This window comes from Plantactinospora veratri, assembly GCF_036421995.1.
GTDB classification, from domain to species: Bacteria; Actinomycetota; Actinomycetes; order Mycobacteriales; family Micromonosporaceae; genus Plantactinospora; species Plantactinospora veratri.
Genome location: NZ_JAZGQL010000016.1, coordinates 148,623 through 170,331 on the forward strand (window position 1 = coordinate 148,623; position 21,709 = coordinate 170,331).

Here is a 21,709-nt window from a genome sequence, read left to right on the forward strand (position 1 = left end):
TCTGTGTCCATTCCGTCCGAGCTGGAGCCGGTTCCGTCGCCCGCCGAGCCGTCGGCGGTGCACCGGGTGGTCGACGTGCTGCTGCGGGTGGTCGGTGGCGTGGTCGCGGTGGTGGCGGCGGCGGTCACCGCGGTGCTGGAGCTGATCCTGTCGATGCTCCGGGTCGGCGGGGTGTTGATCGGGGTTTCGGTGCTGGTCACCGTGCTGGCGAACGTGGCGCTGGGCTGGTTCGCGCCCCGGGTGGTGGGCCGGCGCTGGGCGCTGGCGCTGCCCGCCGTCGTCTGGTTCGCCCTGATGGTGGTCGCCGCGGGTGGCACCTCGGAGGGTGACGTGCTGATCGCGGCCGACAACTGGGTCGGACTGGTGATGATCTTCGCCGGTTCGGTGACCTTCGCGATCATGGGCTTCCGCGTGATCATGAACCCGCGCGGTCCGGAGTCCCGGCAGCTCCGGCTCTGATCCCACCTGTCCCGACCCCGCCACCGCTCGGCCCCGGACCGCTCGCACCATGGATCCACGTAGGCACGGGTGGTAGAACTCTGTGGCAAGAAGCTCCGCACGGACGGGGCCCCGAGGGAGGCGGGGGAGGAGGCCAAGAGGACGTGCGTTAACGCTTCCCCATGGCTGGAAGCCGGGGAATTTCTGGCTCGGATTGCACCCGACCACCATCCTGGGAGGAGGTGATCGCATGTCTTACGTCGTCGGCACCAGCACGGCCGCGCTCTGCCGTGGCGAGGATCGTCCTCGCGGCGTTCCGGTCCCGACATGCGGTGTATCCGCATTCGTCGCACCGGAAGACTCTGACACCCAGCCCGAGGCGGTGCTTGGCTCTCGTACCGCACTGCGAGCAGGTCATCGTGGTGTAGGCGGGCGGTACCAGCACCACCTTCCGGCCCGCCCGCCGGCCACGCTCGACCAGTTCCCGTTTCGCCGCCCCGATCGCCGCGTCGGCCGACTTGCGAGCCATCCGGGATTAGGTCAGGAATGTCGGCGTGAAGTCCTCGACCGCGATCGTCGCGTGGTTGTCGACGATCTTCTTCGCCCAGACGCGGGCGTCGTGGGTGTTCTGCCGGGCCGCCTTCTTCGCGATCTTCGCCGCCTGGCGTCTGGCGCGCAGGTAGCCCTTCGACGGCGGGGCGCCCTTCGCCCTGCGACGGCGGGCCATCCGGCGTTGGAGTTTGGCGAGTTCGGCGGCGCACCGTTTCCGGTGGCCGTGGTGTGGCAGGTCGTAGACCGGGTCGGTGGTCGTCGCGGTCGTGGCGACACCCCAGTCGACACCGATCGCACCACCAACCTCGGGCGCGGGCGCGATCTCGCGGCGGACGACGAAGGAGGCGTACCAGTGCCCGAGCGTGTCCTGGTAGACCCGGACGCTGGTCGGATCGGACGGCAGTTCGCGGGACCACACGACCGGGATGGTGATGCCGCCGGGCAGCCGCAGCCGCTGGTCGCGCATCGAGAAGCCACGTGTGGTGTATCCAAGGCTGGGCAGTGCGTTCTTCAGTCGTTTGGCCCTGGGTCGGCCGCGTCCCTTCACCTTGAAGGAGTGGTGGAGGGCGAGAGCGTAGGTGCGCAGCGTCTGCTGCTGGACGACCTGGGACCCGTCCCGCAGCCACGACGAGTGGGCCCGCGCCTCGGTCAGCAGCTTCGACAGCTTGCCGAAGGTGGGTTTACGCCCGGTCTTGTACTGGTGGACGGCCTCGTTCCACAGCCAGCGGCAGCGTCCCCACTCGGCGAGGAGTGTGGTCTGCGCGGTCGCGCCGGGGCGCAACCGGTAGGTATACCGCACCGTCTCGTCCACGCCTTGCAGCATCTCAGCCGCATCCGACAGTTCCGCATACCGAGAGGAGTCACGCCAATGCCGAGAACCACCACCATGCCTGACCGCCCTTTCCTCCCCATGGCTGAAGCCAGGGGTTTCTCGGGCGGCTCCTGATGAAGGAGCGTTGGCTGCCGGTCGGAGTACTCGCGGGTGTGCTGTTCGGGATCAACGTCGCGGCCCGCCTGGTGGCCCGGTTCGGCTTCGGTGACAACACCGAGGTGCAGGACCGGATCTCGCTGGGCATGTTCGCCGCGATCGGGGTGGTCCTGGCGACCCTCGCGTTCCTCCGGGGGCAGCGCCGTCCGCTGCCGGACTGGGCCGGGGAGATGGCGCTCGCCGTACTGGTCGCGATGCTGCTGACCGTCTTCGTCGGCCCGTTCGTCAGCGGCAGCCAGCCGTTCGCCTCGGGAGCCGGGGCGTTCTTCTCGCAGATCTGGCTCTACGCCGGTTTCACCTTCGGCGGGGTACTCGTCGGCTACCTGCTGCTCACCGCGTTCGGCCGGGACTACCGGTCGCAGTCGCTGAAGCGGTACGCCGAGGCGAAGCAGTCCAAGCCCCGCCGGGTCGTACGCCGCTGAGCCGCATCAGCCCCGCCCAGGTCGGCTCAGTGCGGCGCGACCCGGGTCTGGTAGGTGTGGTGGGTGGTGAAGCCGAGCCGCCGGTAGAGCGAGACGGCGGCCTCGTTGCGCTCCTCGACCTGGAGGAACGCCCGGCTCGCCCCGAGCCCCGCCGCCCACTCGGCCAGCGCCCGGACCATGTGCTGGGCCAGCCCCCGGCGGCGGGCCGCCGGGACCACCTCGATCAGGCTCAGCCCCAGCCACCGGTCCTTACCGGTGACCGTGCCCCGGGCCACCGCGACCAGTTCCGGCGCGTCGCCCGGCCCGCCTGCGGGCGGCGTGGCGTAGAGGTGGACGAAGCGGACCTGCCGCACGGCGGTGAGGATGTGCCGGGCGGCGGCCGGCAGCTCGGCCGGAGCACCGGGATCGTCAAGCTGCTCGGCGTGGTCGGGCTGCTCGGCGGCGTCGGGCGAGCCGGCGGCGTCCGCGTCGAGCCGGGCGTACCGCCGGGTCTGCTGCGCCTTGCGCTGCGCGGCCAGGGCGAACCACTCCGGCGAGGCCGTCTCGGCCAGCTCCGGCGCCGGCAGCTCCGGCCGGGCGGGGACGGTCTCCAGGATCGTCGCCAGCGGCGCGGTCTGCACGAGTACCAGTGGCCGGGCCGTCCAGCCGCGCTCGTCCAGCGCCGCGCCGAGGGGGGCGGCCAGTGGGAGCGGCACGTTGACCATGGGCGGGCGGCCGCGCTCGGCGTACCAGCGCTGGACCGCGTCGATCGCCTCGTCGAGCGGCCGGTCGGGGTCACCCACCGGCAGCGCGCTGTTCGCCCGTCCGGACCAGCCCTCGGCGGTACGCAGCAGCCAGTCGCCGAGCCGTTCGCGTACCGGTGCCGGCCAGGCCTCGTCGGAGGCGAGTTCGAGTTCGACCACCGCCGCCGCGTTCGGGCGCCGGGCCGGCGGCACCCGCTTGGCCCGGTGCACCTCGCGCAGCGGGACCCGGAGCGGCCCGTTCGCGGTGGCCAGCGTGAGATGGGTCTCGGTCAGGTCGACCAGCTCGCCCAGGGCGTCGCTGAACAGGGTACGTCCGCTCTGATTTCCGACAATCCGCCGAACCACTATCCGGTGTCCCACATCGCGGCGTCCGAGCACGATCGACCCCCTCCCCGGCGACATACTAGGCTCTTACCGTCGCGATCGATCGCGGCGTGGCTTGCGGAGGAGAAGATCGGTGACCTACATCATCGCCGAGCCGTGCGTGGATGTGCTCGACAAAGCGTGCATCGAGGAGTGCCCGGTCGACTGCATCTACGAGGGCAACCGGATGCTCTACATCCACCCCGACGAGTGTGTCGACTGCGGGGCGTGCGAGCCGGTCTGCCCGGTGGAGGCGATCTTCTACGAAGACGACGTGCCGGAGCAGTGGAAGGACTACACCACCGCCAACTACGAGTTCTTCGAGGACCTCGGGTCGCCGGGCGGAGCCTCCAAGATCGGCAAGATCGAGAAGGACACTCCCTTCGTCGCGGCCCAGCCGCCTCGGGGTGAGCACTGAGCGGCCCGGCACCGGCTGCCGGCGGTACGCCCGAGGTGGGGCGCTCCGGCCGTACCGGCAACCTGCCCGACTTCCCCTGGGACCTGCTCGAGCCGGCGAAGGCGCTGGCCGGGCGGCACCCGGACGGGATCGTCGACCTCTCCGTGGGTACCCCGGTCGACCCGGTGCCCGCCTCGATCCGGGCGGCCCTGGCGGCGGCCTCGGACACGCCCGGCTATCCGCTGACCGCCGGCTCCCCGGCACTGCGCGCGGCGATCACCGAGTGGGTCACCCGGTTCTGCGGCGCTGATCCGGAGACCGTCGGCGTGCTGCCGACCATCGGCTCGAAGGAGCTGGTCGGCTGGCTGCCCACCCTGCTCGGCCTCGGCCCGGGCGACGTGGTGGCGATCCCGCAGGTCTGCTACCCGACGTACGAGGTCGGGGCCCGGCTGGCCGGCGCGGAGGTGGTCCGGGCCGACGCCCTGACCGCGCTCGGCCCCGACCCCCGGGTACGCCTGCTCTGGGTCAACTCGCCGTCCAATCCGACCGGTCGGGTCCTGCCGCCGGAGCACCTTCGCAAGGTGGTGGACTGGGCCCGCGAGCGTGGCGTGGTGGTGGCCAGTGACGAGTGCTACCTCTCGCTGGGCTGGGAGGAGACGCCGACCTCGATCCTCGACCCGGCGGTTTCCGGCGGCGACCACGCAAATCTGCTGGCCGTGCACTCGCTCTCCAAGCGCTCCAACCTGGCGGGCTACCGGGCCGGCTTCGTCGCCGGTGACCGGAGCATCGTCGGCGCCCTGCTGGCGGTGCGGAAGCACGCCGGGATGATCGTGCCGGCTCCGGTGCAGGCGGCGATGGTCGCGGCGCTCGGCGACGAGGCGCACGTGGCCGAGCAGCGGGTCCGGTACGCCGCCCGCCGCGAGGTGCTGCGCGACGCGCTGGTCAAGGCCGGTTTCGAGATCGCGCACTCCACGGCCGGGCTCTATCTGTGGGCCAGCCGGGACGAGGACTGCTGGGCCACGGTGGACTGGTTCGCCGAGCGGGGCATCCTGGTCGCGCCCGGCGGGTTCTACGGTCCGACCGGCAACCGGCACGTCCGGGTGGCGCTCACCGCGACCGACGAGCGGGTGGCCACCGCCGCGGAGCGGCTGCTCGGCTGAACCGCGCGCGGCCACGGGCACTCGCGCCGGGAACCGGCGGCGTACCCGGGCTGAGCGGTCAACCGCCCGCGGGCCGGGTTCCTTCGAGCCTTTCGGCGATCTGTTCGATGGCGGCGAGATCGTCGGCCGTGAGCCGGTCGATGAAGTGCCGCCGAACCGACTCGAGGTGCACGGGCGCGGCGTTCTCGAGGGCATCCAGCCCTTGCTCCGTGAGTACGAGGAGGCAACCTCGGCCGTCGGTCGGGTCGGGTGCGCGCCGGAGCAGACCGCGCCCTTCCATCCGGGCGGCGTGCCGGGACAGCCGACTACGTGACCAGCCCATCTTGTCGGCCTGCTTCCCCAGGGTGTTTGTGTGGTCGGGGCGTTCGGACAGGGTACTGAGTACCTCGTAGTCGGGCTCGGAGAGTCCGATCGCGGCCAGGTCGCTCGCCGTGCCGCTCTGGACGGCGACCATCACCCGCAGAAACGCCCGCCACGCCCGTTCCTCCTCAGGAGTCAGCCAGCGCACGGTCCGAACCTGCCGTTTTGTTGACATGGAATCAACTTAGCATCTAGGCTTCGTTTCCATGTCAACGAGATCTCTCCGCGTCCTGGTGGTGTCGTGCGCGACCCGGCCTGGTGCCCTCGGTCCTGCCGTGGCACGGTGGCTGACCGAGACCATCGCCCCGCGTGCCAGCGAGCTTGGCGTCGAACTCGTGCCAGTGGCCCTCGGCGACCTGAACCTGCCGTTCCTCGACGAGGAGGAGCATCCTTCGAGCGGTGTCTACCGGCACGAACACACGCGCAGGTGGAGTGCGCTCGTTGACGGGGCCGACGGGTTCGTCGCCGTCACTCCGGAATACAACTACGGAATGCCGGCGACCCTGAAGAACGCGCTGGACTACCTCGGCCGCGAGTGGGCGTGGAAACCGATGGGCTTCGTCAGCTACGGCAACACGTCGGCGGGCACCCGGTCGGTCCAGCACGCGAAGCAGGTGGTGACCACACTGCGGCTGGTCCCGCTCGGCGCCACGGTGGCGATCCGGATCGGCGACGCCGTCGAGGATGGGCGGCTGCGGCCCGACCCGGCCCGCGACGCGGCCGGGATCGGCCTGCTGGACGAACTGGTCCGGCTCGCCCACGCCCTACGGCCGATGCGCGAACGCGCACGCGTCGGGACACTTCCCGGCCCGCTGCCGGGGTCCTACGTGCGACGGCTGACGCCCGACGACGGGCCCGAAGTCACCGTGCTGCAACGGTGCTGCTGGGCGGACGAGGCGATCGCCAATGACACCACGGAAATACCCGCCCTGCACGAGTCGCCGGACGAGGTACGCGGGTGGCTGGCCACCTGGCACACCACGGGCGTCTGGCTGGATGGCCGGTTGCTGGGCATGGTGCGGACCCGTCGGGTCGAGACCGACTGGCACGTGGGTCGGCTCGCCGTCGTACCCGACCTCCGGGGCCGAGGACTGGGTCGATGGCTGCTGCGTACCGCCGAAGCCGCCGCCGATCTGGACTGCGACCGCATCCTGCTGTCCACCGGCGCGAGGAGCGCCCGGAACGTCGACCTCTACCACAGCGAGGGCTACCGGTCGGAACCGTCTGCTAGCCCTGAGGCGGTCATCAACCTCGCCAAGTTCCGCGACCCATCGATCGGGACGGCGGCCTGCCGGTAGCCCTCGTGGCGCGGGGTGCTGCCAATGGTCAGTCCACGGGAGCGGTGGCTCGCAGGCCGTAGAGCAGCGGGATTCGTGGCTCGCCGGTCGGCAGCCGCCACCAACCTCGTTCCGTGCTGGTCATCCGGGGCCAGCGCGGCCACGGCGCCTCGTCGCTCTCCCGCAGCCCGGTCACCCGCAGGCCGGCGCCGACCAGCGCGTCGACCAGTTCACCGAGACCGTGCGACCACTCGTAACTCACCGTTGCCCCGTCCAGCGGCGGCCCGTCGGTGTAGCTGTGCGCGGAGTCGAGGCGGCGCGGGCCGCCCCCGGCCAGGTAGTCGTGCCGGAGCACCAGGTCGGTGCCCTCGTCCGGGGCCGGGACGAGGCCGAGCGCGGCCAGCAGCGGGTGGAACTCCACCACGTACACGGTTCCGCCGGGTCGCAGCAGTTCGGAGACCACGCGTGCCCAGCGGTCCAGGTCGGGCACGTAGACCAGCGCACCCTTGCCGGTGTAGACGACATCGAACCGGCGACCGGCGAGGGCCGACACGGCGTCGAAGACGTTGGCCTGTACGTACTCGATGTCGAGCCCGGCCTCGGCGGCGATCCGCCGGGCCGCCGTGACGGCCGCGCCGGAGATGTCGAGACCGACCGTGCGGGCACCGCGCCGGGCGAACGCCGCCGTCTCGGTGCCGAGATGGCACTGTAGGTGCAGCAGGTCGCGACCGGAAAGGTCGCCCAGGTCGGACCACTCGAACTCGGCGAACCAGAACTCGGCGTCCCGGCTGCCGACGCCGTAGAACTCACTGGCCAGGTGGACCGGTGTCCGGGCGTCCCAGTTGGCCTCGATCGCGCGCATCATGCCGCTGACGGTTTCGTCGAACTCGTCGGTCACCGGTCCATCCAGCCACGACCGGCCGACCGGTGTAAAGAGCCGGCTCGCCGACGCATGTCGGACGGGGCGGCTGAGCGGATCGATCAGGATTCGAGAAGCAGGTCTCGTGCCGCCGCAACTAGCGTGACGGTCAACTCACCCGGTACCACAGGTGTCCGTTGGGACGGCGTGCCGACTGCCGCCCACCGTCACCACCTACCGATCGTCCACACGAACCGGCGCAAGGACCCACCGGGAGGTCGCCGGGTTCCGGGGCCGGTGTTCTCGTTGAGGAGTCACGTTGAACTGGAGCAAATTCATCCGGCAGAGTCACCGTTGGCTCTCCATGACCTTCACGGTGAGCATGATCATCGTCTTTGTCGCGCTGGCCCTGGGGGAACCCGCCGAGTGGGTGTACTACCTCCCGCTCTACCCGCTCGTCCTGCTGCTCTTCAGCGGCCTGTACCTGTTCGTGCTGCCGTACACGGCCAGGTGGCGCGGCAATCGACGCACGGTTCGACCGAACTGACGTCGGCGTACCGCGGTGACGCCGCTGGGCGCCGCCGGAACGCCTGCCGAGCGCTGGTCGGCCCGGGTGCTCAGCGCCAGTTCCGGCGGAACCAGCGGCGCACCAGCGGCGGCACGATCCAGGAGTAGACGCAGAACAGCAGCCACAGCAATCCGAGCGCCGCCGAGAGCGTGGTCAGGCCGGCCGCGCGTAGCCCGAAGACCAGGGTGATCGCGCCCAGCCAGACCTTCAGCGGTCCGATCCGCAGTACCGGCCGGATCGGCAGCATCAGCGGATGTTGCGCGATCTTCAGCTCCAGGGCGGACTCGGCGAACGTCTGCTTGCTGGGCATCGCGGCGGCGGCCTGCCGGTAGCCCTCGTACGCCACGCCGATCCGGCCGCGTGCGGCACTGGTGCTGCCGAGCAGGGCGTGCGCGGCCGGGTGCTCCGGATGGGCGGCGACGAACTCCCGGCTGATCCGCTCGGCGGCCCGGTCGTCGCCGCTGGCGAAGGCGACCTGGACGCGGGCGGCGTAGACGACCGGTTCCTCCGGGGCCAGCGCCGTGGCCCGCTCGACGAGTTTCGCCGCCTTCGCCACCTGCCCGTTGGCCGCACAGACGTCAGCGTAGGTGCAGAGCAGGTCGACGTCGTGCGGTGCCTGGGCCAGCCCGTCGAGCAGGGCCCGCTCGGCGACCTGCGGGCGGCCGAGCCGGTGCTCGGCGCGGCCCAGGTGCCACAGCAGGTCCGGGTCCGGCCCGGCGGTGGCCAGACCGGCGCTGGCGGACTCGACCACCTCGGACCAGCGACCGAGGTGGCCCAGCGCGGCGCAGCGCAGCAGGGTCGCGGGCCCGTCGACCGCCTCGTCGGCCGGCAACCTGGACAGTTCCGCCAGAGCTTCCTGTGGCCGGTCCGCCAGCAGCAGGGCTTCGGCCCGGGCCAGCACCGGCGACGGGGCGGTCATCGGACCAGCACCAGGATGAGGATGGCCTCCAGCAGGCCGAGGCCGATGGCCGCGGCGAAGCCGGGACCGATCAGGCTGGCGGGCTCACCACGGCCGTACGAGTAGCCGCGGAAGGGTGCGCGTTGGAAGGCGAGTACCACCAGCCAGACAAGTGCGCCGGTGATCATGCCGGCCACCCGTACCCCTGAGCTGCCGTCGACGGCCGCGCTCACCGCGAGCCGTGCGCCGAAACCGACCAGCCCGGCCGCGGCGATGGCGAGCAGGCGGTTGCCGGGCAGTCCCAGCCGTCCGCCGTTGAGCACGCCCAGCACGGTCGCGGCCAGCGGGCCGCCGAAGACGGCCGGGTACACGATCGACTCGGGCCGCCACGGCGGTCTGTCGGGCGCGGGCCGCTCCTGGATCGTCGGAGTGAACAGCTCGTCCTGCATCAGCTCCCCATCTCTGCGTCGCGGTCCTCGGCCGGATCGAGCTGCCGGTCGAGGGCGCCGGCACAGCATAGTGACCGTCCTGGCGCGACCGCTGCCTCCAGCCCGCCGGCGCGAGCGTCCGGACGGCCCTGGACAAGCGCCGGAGGCGCCCGGGCCGTCGCCCTGAGGATCTGCCGTCGCGCCCCGCCCGGACTAGGGTGGCCTGATGACGGAGCAACCCTTCGTGTCGGTACGTAGTGAGGTGACCCGGGAAGTTCCCCCGGAGATCGCCCGATTCTCGGTGACCGTCGCCGCGCGGGACAAGAACCGCCCGGCGGCGCTGACCCGGCTGGCCGAGCGGTCCGCAGCGGTCCGGGCGCTGATCGACGGCTACGGCGACGCGATCGAGCGCCGGGAAACCGGCGACCTGTGGGTACGCCCCGAGCTGAAGGGCTCCGGAGAGAAGGTGACCGGCTACGCCGGCAGTGCCACCACCACCGTGACGGTGACCGATTTCGAGGTGCTCGGCGAGCTGATGCTCCGGCTCGCCGACCAGGACCAGACGACCGTCGCCGGCCCGTGGTGGGCGCTGCGGCCGGGCAGCCCGGTTCACCGGGAGGCCCGCCGGGCCGCCGTCGCGGAGGCGATCGCCCGGGCCCGGGAGTACGCCGACGCGCTCGGTGCCGAGGTGACCGCGCTGCTGCACCTCTCCGACGCCGGGCTGACCGAGCAGCCGCTGATGATGACCCGGGCCGCACAGACCATGGGCTACCGGGCGGCCGGCGGGGGCCCGCCCGAACTCGACCTCGACCCGCAGGTGCAGACGGTGCACGCCACCGTCGAGGCCCGGTTCGCGATCACCCCGCCACCGCTGGCGGCCGGCTGAATGCCGGTGCGTGACGGCGACGTACCGCACTAGGATGACGTCGATGAGTGCCGCGACCCAGACCCGACTGATGCGCCGGCCCCGGAGGGGCCGGAGCTAGGTCGCGGCGCACACCGCCCGCGTCGAACGGGCCTCTCGATCCTTCGAGGGGTCCGTTTTCGTGTGTGTGCGGGTCCGGGCCCCTCCCGACATCTCCGTGGAGGGCGCCATGACCTACCTGACCACGCCGATCTACTACGTCAACGACCTGCCGCACGTCGGCCACGCGTACTCGACGGTGCTCGCCGACGCGCTGGCCCGGTGGGAGCGGCTCTGCGGGCGACCGGTCCGGCTGGTCACCGGCACCGACGAGCACGGCGCCAAGGTCCGCCGGGCGGCGGCGGAGGCCGGGATCGCACCGGCCACGCTCGCCGAACGCACCGCCGGCCGGTTCCGGGCCACCTGGGACCGGCTCGGCATCGGGTACGACGAGTTCGTCCGCACCACCTCGGCACGGCACCGGGAGACGGTGACCGAACTGCTGACCCGGGTGTACGAGGCGGGCCACCTCCGCCCCGGCCGGTACGACGGGCGGTACTGCGTCGGCTGTGAGGCGTACGCGACGGAGCTGGTCTGTGCGGTGCACGGCCGGCCGACCGAGCTGGTCGGCGAGGAGAACTGGTTTTTCCGGCTCTCCGAGTTCACCCGGCCGCTCGCCGAGTGGTTCGACCGGTGTCCGGAGGCGGTCCGGCCGGCCGCCCGCCGCAACGAGGCGCTCGGCTGGCTGCGCCGGGGACTGACCGACTTCTCGATCAGCCGGGCCGGCCTGGACTGGGGCGTCCCGCTGCCCTGGGACCCGACCCAGGTCACGTACGTCTGGTTCGACGCCCTCGGCAGCTATCTCACCGCCGCCGGTTGGCCCGCGCCGGAGTACGCCCACTGGTGGCCGGCCCGGCACGTCATCGGCAAGGACATTCTGCGGTTCCACGCGGTCTACTGGCCGGCGATCCTGCTCGCCGCCGACCTGCCGCTGCCGGAGCGGATCACCGTGCACGGCTTCCTGCTGCAACGCGGCAGCAAGATCGCGAAGTCCGGGGAACGGACCGTCGCCCTGGACGACCTGCTCGACCGGTTCGGGCCGGAGGGGCTCCGCTACCACCTGCTCCGGGACAACCCGGTCGGCCCGGACGGGGAGTTCTCGCCCGCCTCGGTGCAGGCGCGCTACAACGCCGACCTGGCCAACACCCTCGGCAACCTGCTCTCCCGGGTGACCGCGCTGGTGGTGTCCCGGTGTGCCGGGACCGGCCCGGCCCCGGGCCGGTCCTCCCCGCTCGCCCCGGCCGCCGCCCGCTGGGCCGAGGCCGGCGCGGCCGGGTGGTCGGCCGGGGCGCCCTCCGAGGCGCTGGCCGCCGCGTGGCGGCTGGTGGCGGCGACCAACTCCTACCTGGTCTCGGCGCAGCCGTGGCGGTCGCCGGCCGGCTCGACCGAGGCGGCCACCGTACTCGGCGACGCGCTGGAGGCGCTGCGCATCGTCGCCGTACTGGCCGCACCGGCGGTACCGGAGACCGCCGGGCGGATCTGGCGGCAGATCGGGCTCGGCGGGTACGCCCCACGGGTGCCCGAGGACCTGGCCTGGGGCGGCTATCCGGGCGGCCGTCGGGTCACCAGGGCGGCGCCGCTCTTTCCCCGGCTGGCGGCCGGCGAGCCCCTGCCGGCCGGCGGGGTGGGATAGTTCCCGGGTGCGCCCCGATCCGTCTCCCCACACCCTGGACCAGTTGGTGGCCCGGGCCCGCGCGTTGGCGTCGACCGGGCCGCGCCGGTTGCTCGGCATCACCGGCGCGCCGGCGGCGGGCAAGTCGACCCTGGCCGGGCTGCTGGTGGCGGCGCTGGGCGGAGTTGCCGAGCTGGTGCCGATGGACGGCTTCCACCTGGCCGAGTCCGAACTGCACCGGCTCGGCCGGCACGCCCGCAAGGGCGCGCCGGACACCTTCGACGCGGCCGGCTTCGTCGCGCTGCTGCGCCGGCTGCGAGCCGGCACGGAGACGGTGTACGCGCCGGAGTTCCGCCGGGAGCTGGAGGAGCCGGTCGCCGGGGCGATCCCGGTCCCACCGTCGGTGCCGCTGGTGGTGGTCGAGGGCAACTATCTGCTGGTACCCGACCAGCCCTGGGGCGAGGTGCGTGGCCTCCTCGACGAGGTGTGGTTCCTCGAACTCGACGAGTCCGAGCGGCTGCACCGGCTGACCGAGCGGCACATCGCGTTCGGCCGGCAGCCTATGGAGGCGGCGGCCCGGGCCCGGGGCACCGACCAGCGCAACGCCGAACTGATCGCCGGCACCGTCGACCGGGCCGACCTGATCGTCCGGATGGCACCGTCCAATCCGGCCTGACCCGGCAGGTCCGAACAGGTCCGTCGCCGGAGGTCCCGGGTTGCTCACTGCCCATCGGGCGCCACCACTACCCGGCGGGGCGATGGCGAAGCGCATCGAGGACTGGTAGACCGATCGGCGAAGCTGTTTGGACCGGTGGTGCAGCCGTCGGCGACGATCGGCAGGAGCGACGATCGGCAGGAGAGCCGTGTCAGTTCGGAAACTGTTGGCCGGGTACGCCGGGGTGAACGCCGCGCTGCTGGTCAGCTTCTTCGCCCTGCCGGTGCCGCGTCCGGTGGTGACCGCCGTGTTCGGGTTGACCAGCATGGTGGCCATCGCGGTCGGGATCCGCCGGTACCGGCCGCAGCGGGCGTACTCCTGGTGGCTGTTCGCGGCGGCGCTCGGGGTCTTCGCGGCCGGCGACACCGTCTACCTGCTCGCCGCGAACCTGCCGCTCGGTGACTCCCGAACCGACTCCGGACTCGTCTCCGACCTCTTCTATCTGGTGATGGTGCCGCTGATCGGTGCGGGGCTGCTCGGGCTGACCCGTTCCACCACCGGAGCCCGGGACCGGTCCGGGCTCCTCGACTTCCTCATCTTCACCACCGCCGGTGCCTTCCTGCTCTGGGTGATGGTGATCCGGCCCTACCTCGTCGGTCCGGGGCCGAGCACCTTCGAGCAGTCGGTGCTGGCCGCGTACGCGCTGCTCGACGTGCTGCTGCTGGCCACCGCCGTACGGGTGGCGGTGACCTCGCGGGGCAGCGTCGCCGGGCTGCTCCTGGCGGCCGGCGCGGCCGGGATGCTCGTCTCCGACCTCAGCTACGGTGCCGCGCTGCTGCGCGGTGCCTGGCACCCGGGCGGCCCGGACGAGCTGGGCTGGCTCGCCTTCTACATCGCCTGGGGGGCCGCCGCGCTGCACCCGTCGATGGCGACGCTGACCGAAACGGCCGCGCCCCCGGACAGCGAGATCGACAAGACCCGGCTGGTTCTGCTGGGGATCGCCGCGACGCTCGCCCCGGCGGTGCTGTTGCTGGAGGTGGTCAACGGGGACGTCCGGGACGGCGCGGTGATCGCCGTGGTCGGCGGGGTGGTCTTCGCGCTGGTACTGAGTCGGCTCGCTGACGCGGTCGACGGGCACCGGCAGGCGGTGGCCCGGGAGCGGAGCCTGCGGCAGTCCGGTGCCGAACTGGTGGCCGCGACCGACACCGCCGAGGTGCGCCGGGCGGTACGGACCGCGGTGGCCCGGCTGGTGCCCCGGCACTCCCCACACCGGATGGTCTTCACGATCAACCACACCGACGGGGTGCCGGCGACCACGGTGAGCATCTGGGGGCCGGGGATGGCCACGCCGTCACCCTTCTATCCCGCCCCGACCACGGCCGCGGCCCGGCGTAGCCGGCTGCTCCGGGTCCGGACCCTGCAACCGGCGCTGGCCGAGCAGCTTCGCGGCTTCGAGAGCGTCGCGCTCTGCCCGCTGGTCGGTGACGGCCGGGTCGACGGCGGGGCCAGCGGCGCGTTACGGGTCGGTGCGCTGCTGGTCGCCACCGACAGCCGGCTGCTGCCGACCCTGCGGGACTCGCTGGAGGTGCTGGCCGCGCAGGCGGCGATGGCGCTGGAACGGATCAGCCTGGCCCAGGAGATCAACCGCCGGGACAGCGAGGCGTACTTCCGCAGCCTGGTGCAGAACGCGGCGGACGTGATCCTGATCGTCGACGACGACCACCGGGTCCGGTACGCCAGCCCGTCGGTCCGATCCGTACTCGGCGTCGAGCCGGCCGACTGCACCGACCTGGGCACGGTGCTCTCCGCCGAGGACCAGATCTCGGTCCCCGCCCTGCTCGACACGGCGCTGACCGAGTCGGACCGTCGGGGAGTCGACTGGAGCGTACGGCGCCCCGACGGGCAGCGGGTGCAGTTGGAGGTGACCTGTCGGGACCTGCGCCGGGACCGGACCGTACGTGGCTTCGTGCTGACGTTGCGGGACATCACCGAGCGGGTCCGGCTGGAGCAGGAGCTGTCCCACCGATCGGTGCACGACTCGTTGACCGGGCTGGCCAACCGCGCCTCCTACCAGGACCAGGTGTACGAGGCGGTGGAGAAGGCCCGGGACGGCGACCGTACCGTCGGCACGCTCTCCATCGACCTCGACGAGTTCACGGCGGTCAACGACACCCACGGGCACGCGATCGGGGACGCGCTGCTGGTCGCCGCCGGTCAGCGGCTGCGGGAGATCGTCGGAACGAACGACCTGGTGGCCCGGCTCGGCGGCGACGAGTTCGCCGTACTCATCCCCGACGCGGACGACCCGGAGCAGGTGGAGCAGGTCGCCGACCACCTGGTCCGGGCGCTCGCCGAGCCGCTGGAGATCGGTGACACCGTGGTCAACGGCTCGGTCAGCGTCGGGGTGGCCACCACGGCCGATGCCAGCGACGCGGGTGAGCTGCTGCAACGGGCCGACCTCGCGCTCTACGTCGCCAAGGGGGCCGGCAAGGGGCGCTGGTGCCGCTACCAGTCGGAGCTGCACACCGCGATCGTGGAGCGGCTGGAGCTGCGGGCGGCGCTGACCGAGGCGGTGCAGAAGCTCAGCTTCTCGGTCGACTACCAGCCGATCGTCGACATGCGGACCCGGGTGACGGTCGGCTTCGAGGCGCTGGCCCGGTGGCACCATCCGGCGCGGGGGCCGGTGCCGCCGGAGTTGTTCATCGGGCTGGCCGAGGAGACCGGGCTGATCGAGCCGATCGGGGACTACGTGCTGCGCCAGGCGGCCGGTGCGGTGGCCCGGTGGAGCGCGGAGCGGGGCGAGACGGGTGTGCCGTACGTGAGCATCAACGTCTCGGCCCGGCAGCTCCGTACCCCGGGCTTCGTCGGTACCGTGCGTGCCGCGCTGACCGCCGCCGACGTACCGCCGGACCGGGTGATGCTGGAGATCACCGAGAGCCTGCTGCTGCGGGACCAGGAGCCGGTCTGGGCCGAACTCTCCGAGCTGCGCACCCTGGGGCTGCGGGTCGCCATCGACGACTTCGGCACCGGCTTCTCGTCGTTGAGCTACCTCCAGCAGATGCCGGCGGACGTACTCAAGATCGACCGGTCGTTCACCGAGACGGTGGCGTCGTCGCGGCGGCAGCGGCTGCTGGTGGAGGGGATCATCCGGCTGGCCGGCACCCTCGGCCTGGACATCATCGCCGAGGGGGTGGAGACGGAGGCGGTCCGGACGATCCTGCTGGACATGGGCTGCGCCTCCGGGCAGGGCTACCTTTTCGCCCGGCCGCTGAAGGACCACGACGTGCTGCGCTGGCTGGGCGACGCACCCGCACCCGGCACCCTGCCGAAACCCCGCCCCACCGCCGAGTGACGCCTGCGGTCCCCGCCGTGCAGCAAGGCAGGTTCAGCCGGCCAGCGGGCGTACGACCCGGGCCGGGTTGCCGACGGCCAGCACCCCGGCCGGCAGGTCCCGGGTGACCACGCTGCCGGCGCCGACCACGGTGTCCGGGCCGATGGTGACCCCGCCGAGCACGATCACCCCGCCGCCGAGCCAGGCGTTGTCGCCGATGGTGATCGGCCGGGCCGCCTCCCAGCCGGCCCGCCGCTGCTCCGGGTCCAGCGGATGGTGCGGGGTCAGCAGTTGCACGTTCGGCCCGACCTGCACGTTGGCGCCGAGCTCGATCGCGGCGACGTCCAGCAGTACGGCGTTGAAGTTGAGGAACGACCCGTCGCCGATCCGGATCTGGCTGCCGTAGTCGCAGTAGAACGGCGGCCGGACCACCACCCGGTCGCCGACCGCGCCGAGCAGCTCGCGCAACAGTGCCTCGTGCTGCTCCGGCCGGTCGGCGGGCGTCGAGTTGTAGCGCTGCACGAGCAGGGCGGCCCGGCGGGTCAGCGCGGTCAGTTCGGGGTCGTCGGCCCGGTAGCGGTCACCGGCGAGCATCCGCTCCCGAGGCGAGCGCGGATCCGCGTCGGTGGCCACCTCGCCGCACCTGCTCCCTCAGTCGTTGGCGTGCAGGGCGGCGTTCAGCTCGATGCCCCGGCCGGTACGCGGCTTCGCCTCCAGGGCGCCGGTCACCGAGTTGCGCCAGAACAGCAGCCCGTCGACTCCGGAGAGTTCGCGGGCCTTGACCACCCGGCCGTCCGGCAGGGTCACCTTCGAGCCTGCCGTGATGTAGCAGCCCGCCTCGACCACGCAGTCGTCGCCGAGGGAGATCCCGATCCCGGCGTTGGCGCCGAGCAGGCTCCGCTCGCCGATCCGGACCTTCTCCTTGCCGCCGCCGGAGAGGGTACCCATGATCGAGGCGCCGGCACCGATGTCGGAGCCGTCCCCGACCACCACCCCGGCGACGATCCGGCCCTCCACCATGGAGGCGCCGAGCGTGCCGGCGTTGAAGTTGCAGAAGCCCTCGTGCATCACGGTGGTGCCGCTGGCCAGGTGGGCGCCGAGGCGGACCCGGTCGGCGTCGGCGATCCGGACCCCGGACGGGACGACGTAGTCGGTCATCCGGGGGAACTTGTCGACCCCGTAGACGGCCAGATGCCGGCCGGCGGCCCGCTCGATCACCCGCAGCTCGTCGACCCGCTCCGGCGGGCACGGGCCGGCCGAGGTCCAGGCGACGTTCGCCAGCAGCCCGAAGATGCCGTCGAGGTTCAGTTCGTTGGGCCGGACCAGGCGGTGGGAGAGGAGGTGCAGCCGGAGGTACGCGTCGGCGGCGTCCTTGATCGGGTCGGCCAGCGAGCCGATCTCGGTGACCACCACGGCGGTACGCAGCCCCGGCAGCGCCCGCTCGCCGATCGCACCCGGCGGCAGGTCGAGTACGTCGCCGTTCTCGCCCGCGACCAGCGGGGACGAACCCAGGCCGAGCTTGCCGGTCGGATACCACGTGTCGAGCACCTGGTCTCCGGCGAGCGTCGCCACTCCGATTCCCCAGGCGGGCTGTGCGGTCGTCACCCGGTTTACCTCTCCGTCATCCGTCTGGCGCCTCGGCCCGACCGTGAGTGTGGAACGTCATTTCCGAGCCTTGGACGCGTCCCGGCGATACGACCTTGACGGTACCGTCTCCCACCATGGAGAACCCGCTCACCCCCGAGGTGTTGGCCGATCCGGTGGCGCTGACCCGCGCCCTGGTCGACATCGAGTCCGTCTCGCGCAACGAGAAGGAGATCGCGGACTGCGTCGAGGATGTGCTCAGGAACGTGCCGCACCTGACCGTGGCCCGGCACAGCAACACGATCATGGCCCGTACGGACCTGGGGCGGGCCCAGCGGGTGGTGTTGGCCGGGCACCTGGACACCGTGCCGTTGAACAACAACTTCCCGTCGAGCGTGCAGGGTGACCTGATCTACGGCTGCGGTACCTCGGACATGAAGTCCGGGGTGGCGTACGCGCTGCACCTGGCGGTGAGCGTGCCCGAGCCCCGGTACGACGTGACCTACTTCTTCTACGAGGCCGAGGAGATCGAGTCCCGCTACAACGGGCTGACCCTGGTCGCGCAGGCGCACCCGGAGTGGCTGACCGCCGACTTCGCGGTGCTGCTGGAGCCGACGCACGGGGTGGTCGAGGCGGGCTGTCAGGGGACCATGCGGGCGATCGTCAGCGCGACCGGCCGGCGGGCGCACTCGGCCCGCTCCTGGAACGGGGTGAACGCGATCCACGGCATCGGCGGCGCGCTCAACCGGCTGGCGGGGTACCAGGCCCGGATGGTCACCATCGACGGCTGCGTCTACCGCGAGGGGATGAACGCGGTCCGGATCAGCGGCGGGGTGGCCGGGAACGTGGTACCGGACCTCTGCGAGATGGAGGTGAACTACCGGTTCGCCCCGGACCGGACGGCGCAGGAGGCGGAGGCGCACGTCCGCGAGGTCTTCGACGGCTACCAGGTCCGGGTGACGGACTCGGCGCCCGGGGCGCTGCCCGGGCTGACCGAGGCGCCGGCCCGGGAGTTCCTGGCGGCGGTCGGCGCGGACCCGATCGGCAAGCTCGGCTGGACGGACGTGTCGCGCTTCGCCGCGCTGGGCATTCCGGCGCTCAACTTCGGGCCGGGCGACCCCAACCTAGCGCACGCCCCGGACGAGCACGTGGAGATCGGCAAGATCCGGGACGGCGCGGCCACCCTGCACCGCTGGCTCGCCTCGCACTGACTCCTACGTCGCGACGAGGAACGGCCCGGTGTCGGCCGGCGGGGGGCCCACTGCCCCCCGCCGCCACCCGGTTCCCCGGGGTATACCGGCGACGGACTACTAGCCGTCGACGTGCTGCTGCGTACGCGATTCCTGGTCCGGCCCCGGGTCGTCGATGGCGCCGACCGGCGCGGCGTTGCGCGCCATCCGGCGCTCCGCAACCACCGCCCGGATCCGGCGCTGCATCTGTCGTCGAAGTCGGATGATCTCCCCGCTGGTCATCACCGTTACCCCCCGAAGGTGCGCGGCCGTGGTGTGGGCGCCGCGCTTTCCCCCTTTGTGATTGGTAGACGCCCCCCAGCCCCGTTCGGTTGCACCGGCGCTGGATGTTTGTCCTGTGACGTACCGGATCACGCCACCCCGGCCGTGGTCCACCGGATTACGGTGGAGCCCATGAACCACAGCGAGGGGCGAAACGGCGGCCGGGGTCCGGGACCGGAACGGCACCGGGGTGCGGTAACGCTGCGCCGCGAGTCCATTCCGTTGAGTACGGCCGACCAGCGGCTGCTCGACTCCCGCAGCCGGGGCGACTGGAAGACCAAGGACGCCTGGCGGGCGCTGCGCATCCTGTCCGAGTTCGTGGAGGGCTTCGACACCCTGGCCGACCTGCCCCCGGCGGTCAGCGTCTTCGGCTCGGCCCGGAGCAAGCCGGACAGCCCGGAGTGCGAACTGGCCGAGGAGCTGGGCGCGGCGCTGGCAGCCGCCGGCTACGCGGTGATCACCGGGGGTGGGCCGGGCGTGATGGAGGCGGCGAACCGGGGCGCCACCGAGGCGGGCGGACTCTCGGTCGGGCTCGGCATCGAGCTGCCGTTCGAGCAGGGCATCAACGACTGGGTCGACCTGGCGATCGACTTCCGGTACTTCTTCGCCCGCAAGACCATGTTCGTCAAGTACGCCCAGGCGTTCGTGGTGCTGCCCGGCGGTTTCGGCACCCTGGACGAGCTCTTCGAGGCGTTGACGCTGGTGCAGACCGGCAAGGTGACCCGGTTCCCGGTGGTCCTGATGGGTACGGCGTACTGGAGCGGGCTGCTCGACTGGCTCCGGGACACCCTCGCCGCCGACGGGAAGATCGGCCTCGCCGACCTCGAACTGATCATCGTGACCGACGACGTGAACGCCGCCGTCCGGCACATCATCGAGGCGGACGCGGCACTCGCCGCCGAGCAGGAGGCGCTCCAGGAGACCGCGATCGCCCAGGCCGAGGCCGCCCAGCAGTCGGCGGCGCAGCAGTCGGGCGCTCGGCAGTCGGGCGTCGGCAGGCGGCCGGCCCGCTGAGCCGCCGGTCCTCCGGCACGTCGCGGCGTCCCGGCCCGCACCTGCCGGGCAGGAGCGGACCGGGCGATCCAGCTCGCTACGACAGCACCCGGATGCTGCCGGGCGCGAAGACGGTCGACTCGCCGGGCGGGAGCGCGAGCGACGGGAAGCCGGTGCAGAACTTCCCGGCGTAGACCACGATCGTGGCGTCGGTCTGGTTCCGGACCGTCGTGCCGGTCGGGAACTCGGCGTTGACGTCGTGGCAGCCGGCGGCCGGGTCGACCAGGATGGCGGTCGGGCCGGTGGGACCGCCGACCACGACCCGGCCGTTGGCGGCGAGGCCGGGTGAGGCGGCCAGCCCGACCGCCGCCGCGGCCAGCAGGCCAACCACCCCCACCCTGGCGGTACGGCGCCAGGCGCTCGACCGACCTGCCGGCGTACGGGACGGGGTTTGCACGGTTGCCATCAGGATCCTCCCCGGGATCGACGTACGGACCGATGACCGGCCGTCAACGCCGCTGCCCCCACGCAAGCGGTCCTCCTCGGCCGGACGCCTGGCACGCTACGGCCGGGGAACTTCATTTCGCTTTCACGCGGTCCGGGCAAGTCCGGGGCGGGTCTGGCGGTGTTCAGGGGGCCAGGTCGGCGGCCGCGTGCAGGGCCGCGTGCAGGTCGTCGTGGCGGTGCGCCAGGGTCACCGCGCCGTCGCGTACCCGGAACAGCGTCGCCACCCTGGTCGGCGCGGTACGGCCGGCGTCCGCCGCCGTGGGGTCGGGCCAGGTGGCGTCCTGCTCGACCACGATCGTGTCGCTGTCGACCGGGTGCCAGGAGACCGGGTGCAGGGCGATCCCCGAGCCGACGATCCACTCCACGAACGCGTCGGCCGGGATCGGGCCGGTACCGCGCGGCCCGGAGACGTCGACCGGGTCGGTCACCGCGGCGCGGGCCGCCGACAGGTCCCGCTGGTTGACGGCGGCGTGCCACCGGGAGACAACTTCTTCTAACATGACCATCCTCCGTATGCGATTCGCATGTGACCGTATGCGAATCGCATAAAAGCTGCAAGGAAGGGGTGGCGATGGCTTCCGGCGGTCGGGTGCTCTTCTCGTTCGTGCGCTACTGGTCCCGGCGCTGGACCGGTGCCGGCCTCGGCGTCGACGCCGAGCGGGGCCGGGACGTGATGGTGGTGGAGGCGGTGGCGGCGCTGACCGGCCGCGGAGTGCTGGCATCGGTCAACGACGTGGCCCGGGAACTCGGCGTCGACCAGTCCGGCGCCAGCCGGATGGTGTCCCGGGCCGAGCGGCTCGGGCTGCTCTCCCGGGTGCGCCCGTCGGCCGTCGGCGGGGCGACGGCGATCTCCGTCACCGGCGAGGGGCGGAAACTCCTGCGTGCCGCGTACGCCTGGCAGGACGAGGTGCTGGGTACCCTGACCGCCGACTGGTCCCGCGAGGAGGTCCGTACCCTGGTCGAGCTGATGGGCCGACTGGTCGAGGCCCAGCACCGCATCGACGCCAGGTAGTGGCGACCGGCGTACCGGGAGTGCGACAGGGACGTGGCGCGGGGCGTACCTGAGGGTGGCTCGTCGGGGTGGCGTGGTGTGATGGGC

At 72.3% G+C, this 21,709-nt stretch carries 24 protein-coding genes and 1 pseudogene; 13 read left to right on the forward strand and 12 right to left on the reverse strand.

Annotated features, from left to right (window positions below; translation table 11 throughout):
* Window positions 1–3 precede the first annotated feature (3 nt).
* A complete protein-coding gene (locus V1634_RS21370) occupies window positions 4–459 on the forward strand; it encodes a hypothetical protein (RefSeq protein WP_331209660.1) in 456 nt (151 codons plus the stop codon).
* Window positions 460–607: 148 nt separating this feature from the next.
* On the opposite strand, the gene V1634_RS35500 is transcribed toward V1634_RS21370, so the two are convergent.
* Together V1634_RS35500 and V1634_RS21375 are read right to left on the reverse strand one after the other, a co-directional pair.
* Window positions 608–967, reverse strand: coding sequence for a zinc ribbon domain-containing protein (locus tag V1634_RS35500; RefSeq protein WP_407951819.1), 360 nt, complete (start codon window positions 965–967; stop codon window positions 608–610).
* Window positions 968–973: 6 nt separating this feature from the next.
* On the reverse strand, window positions 974–1,801 hold the full coding sequence (locus V1634_RS21375) for an RNA-guided endonuclease InsQ/TnpB family protein (RefSeq protein ID WP_331209661.1): 828 nt from the start codon (window positions 1,799–1,801) through the stop codon (window positions 974–976).
* Between the two features lie 134 nt (window positions 1,802–1,935).
* Here V1634_RS21375 and V1634_RS21380 point away from each other — a divergent pair, with 134 nt between their 5' ends.
* Window positions 1,936–2,400: a hypothetical protein gene (locus tag V1634_RS21380; RefSeq protein ID WP_331209662.1), complete on the forward strand. Its 465-nt coding sequence runs from the start codon at window positions 1,936–1,938 to the stop codon at window positions 2,398–2,400.
* Window positions 2,401–2,426: 26 nt separating this feature from the next.
* Here the strand turns inward: V1634_RS21380 and V1634_RS21385 are convergent, their stop codons facing one another.
* Window positions 2,427–3,521: a GNAT family N-acetyltransferase gene (locus V1634_RS21385; RefSeq protein ID WP_331209663.1), complete on the reverse strand. Its 1,095-nt coding sequence runs from the start codon at window positions 3,519–3,521 to the stop codon at window positions 2,427–2,429.
* Between the two features lie 79 nt (window positions 3,522–3,600).
* Here V1634_RS21385 and fdxA point away from each other — a divergent pair, with 79 nt between their 5' ends.
* On the forward strand, window positions 3,601–3,924 hold the full coding sequence (gene fdxA / locus V1634_RS21390; protein ID WP_331209664.1) for a ferredoxin: 324 nt from the start codon (window positions 3,601–3,603) through the stop codon (window positions 3,922–3,924).
* Between the two features lie 35 nt (window positions 3,925–3,959).
* Window positions 3,960–5,063 carry a succinyldiaminopimelate transaminase gene (gene dapC, locus V1634_RS21395; protein ID WP_331209665.1) on the forward strand — a complete coding sequence of 368 codons (1,104 nt, stop codon included), beginning with the start codon at window positions 3,960–3,962 and terminating at the stop codon, window positions 5,061–5,063.
* 58 nt (window positions 5,064–5,121) lie between these two features.
* Here the strand turns inward: dapC and V1634_RS21400 are convergent, their stop codons facing one another.
* Window positions 5,122–5,598 carry a MarR family winged helix-turn-helix transcriptional regulator gene (locus V1634_RS21400; protein ID WP_331209666.1) on the reverse strand — a complete coding sequence of 159 codons (477 nt, stop codon included), beginning with the start codon at window positions 5,596–5,598 and terminating at the stop codon, window positions 5,122–5,124.
* A gap of 100 nt (window positions 5,599–5,698) precedes the next feature.
* Between V1634_RS21400 and V1634_RS21405 the strand changes: the two are divergent.
* A pseudogene (locus V1634_RS21405) lies at window positions 5,699–6,713 on the forward strand (GNAT family N-acetyltransferase); the annotation flags it as partial.
* Between the two features lie 36 nt (window positions 6,714–6,749).
* On the opposite strand, the gene V1634_RS21410 reads toward V1634_RS21405, so the two are convergent.
* Window positions 6,750–7,598, reverse strand: a complete 849-nt coding sequence (locus tag V1634_RS21410; RefSeq protein ID WP_331209668.1) for a class I SAM-dependent methyltransferase — start codon at window positions 7,596–7,598, stop codon at window positions 6,750–6,752.
* Between the two features lie 280 nt (window positions 7,599–7,878).
* Between V1634_RS21410 and V1634_RS21415 the strand changes: the two genes are divergently transcribed.
* Window positions 7,879–8,106, forward strand: coding sequence for a hypothetical protein (locus V1634_RS21415; RefSeq protein WP_331209669.1), 228 nt, complete (start codon window positions 7,879–7,881; stop codon window positions 8,104–8,106).
* A 70-nt stretch (window positions 8,107–8,176) separates the two neighbouring features.
* Here V1634_RS21415 and V1634_RS21420 read toward each other — a convergent pair whose 3' ends face one another.
* The gene (locus tag V1634_RS21420) at window positions 8,177–9,046 is read right to left on the reverse strand and encodes a tetratricopeptide repeat protein (protein ID WP_331209670.1); all 870 of its coding nucleotides are present in this window, start codon (window positions 9,044–9,046) and stop codon (window positions 8,177–8,179) included.
* Window positions 9,043–9,474, reverse strand: a complete 432-nt coding sequence (locus V1634_RS21425) for a hypothetical protein (protein WP_331209671.1) — start codon at window positions 9,472–9,474, stop codon at window positions 9,043–9,045. The genes V1634_RS21420 and V1634_RS21425 overlap by 4 nt, the downstream gene beginning before the upstream one ends.
* Window positions 9,475–9,679: 205 nt before the next feature.
* Between V1634_RS21425 and V1634_RS21430 the strand changes: the two genes are divergently transcribed.
* The 4 genes from V1634_RS21430 (at window position 9,680) to V1634_RS21445 (ending at window position 16,036) form a co-directional block, all read left to right on the forward strand.
* Window positions 9,680–10,339 carry an SIMPL domain-containing protein gene (locus V1634_RS21430; protein WP_331209672.1) on the forward strand — a complete coding sequence of 220 codons (660 nt, stop codon included), beginning with the start codon at window positions 9,680–9,682 and terminating at the stop codon, window positions 10,337–10,339.
* Between the two features lie 208 nt (window positions 10,340–10,547).
* Window positions 10,548–12,050, forward strand: coding sequence for a class I tRNA ligase family protein (locus tag V1634_RS21435; RefSeq protein WP_331209673.1), 1,503 nt, complete (start codon window positions 10,548–10,550; stop codon window positions 12,048–12,050).
* Between the two features lie 7 nt (window positions 12,051–12,057).
* Entirely contained in the window at window positions 12,058–12,705 is a 648-nt protein-coding gene (locus V1634_RS21440) for a nucleoside/nucleotide kinase family protein (protein WP_331209674.1), read from the forward strand.
* A gap of 187 nt (window positions 12,706–12,892) precedes the next feature.
* Window positions 12,893–16,036 (forward strand): putative bifunctional diguanylate cyclase/phosphodiesterase, encoded by a 3,144-nt coding sequence (locus V1634_RS21445; protein ID WP_331209675.1) that lies wholly within the window; start codon window positions 12,893–12,895, stop codon window positions 16,034–16,036.
* 33 nt (window positions 16,037–16,069) lie between these two features.
* On the opposite strand, the gene V1634_RS21450 is transcribed toward V1634_RS21445, so the two are convergent.
* Both V1634_RS21450 and dapD read right to left on the reverse strand, forming a co-directional pair.
* Window positions 16,070–16,648, reverse strand: coding sequence for a sugar O-acetyltransferase (locus V1634_RS21450; protein WP_331209676.1), 579 nt, complete (start codon window positions 16,646–16,648; stop codon window positions 16,070–16,072).
* Between the two features lie 18 nt (window positions 16,649–16,666).
* A complete protein-coding gene (gene dapD, locus V1634_RS21455; RefSeq protein WP_331209677.1) occupies window positions 16,667–17,620 on the reverse strand; it encodes a 2,3,4,5-tetrahydropyridine-2,6-dicarboxylate N-succinyltransferase in 954 nt (317 codons plus the stop codon).
* 116 nt (window positions 17,621–17,736) lie between these two features.
* On the opposite strand from dapD, the gene dapE reads away from it, so the two are divergent.
* Window positions 17,737–18,810 (forward strand): succinyl-diaminopimelate desuccinylase, encoded by a 1,074-nt coding sequence (gene dapE / locus V1634_RS21460; protein WP_331209678.1) that lies wholly within the window; start codon window positions 17,737–17,739, stop codon window positions 18,808–18,810.
* Window positions 18,811–18,909: 99 nt separating this feature from the next.
* Here the strand turns inward: dapE and V1634_RS21465 are convergent, their stop codons facing one another.
* Window positions 18,910–19,071, reverse strand: coding sequence for a hypothetical protein (locus V1634_RS21465; RefSeq protein WP_331209679.1), 162 nt, complete (start codon window positions 19,069–19,071; stop codon window positions 18,910–18,912).
* A gap of 171 nt (window positions 19,072–19,242) precedes the next feature.
* Between V1634_RS21465 and V1634_RS21470 the strand changes: the two genes are divergently transcribed.
* Window positions 19,243–20,124, forward strand: a complete 882-nt coding sequence (locus V1634_RS21470) for an LOG family protein (RefSeq protein WP_331209680.1) — start codon at window positions 19,243–19,245, stop codon at window positions 20,122–20,124.
* A 76-nt stretch (window positions 20,125–20,200) separates the two neighbouring features.
* Here V1634_RS21470 and V1634_RS21475 read toward each other — a convergent pair whose 3' ends face one another.
* Window positions 20,201–20,569 (reverse strand): hypothetical protein, encoded by a 369-nt coding sequence (locus tag V1634_RS21475; protein ID WP_331209681.1) that lies wholly within the window; start codon window positions 20,567–20,569, stop codon window positions 20,201–20,203.
* Between the two features lie 163 nt (window positions 20,570–20,732).
* Complete coding sequence (locus V1634_RS21480) at window positions 20,733–21,110, reverse strand: nuclear transport factor 2 family protein (protein WP_331209682.1); 378 nt, start codon at window positions 21,108–21,110, stop codon at window positions 20,733–20,735.
* Between the two features lie 71 nt (window positions 21,111–21,181).
* Between V1634_RS21480 and V1634_RS21485 the strand changes: the two genes are divergently transcribed.
* Entirely contained in the window at window positions 21,182–21,622 is a 441-nt protein-coding gene (locus tag V1634_RS21485) for a MarR family winged helix-turn-helix transcriptional regulator (RefSeq protein WP_331209683.1), read from the forward strand.
* Window positions 21,623–21,709: the final 87 nt, after the last annotated feature.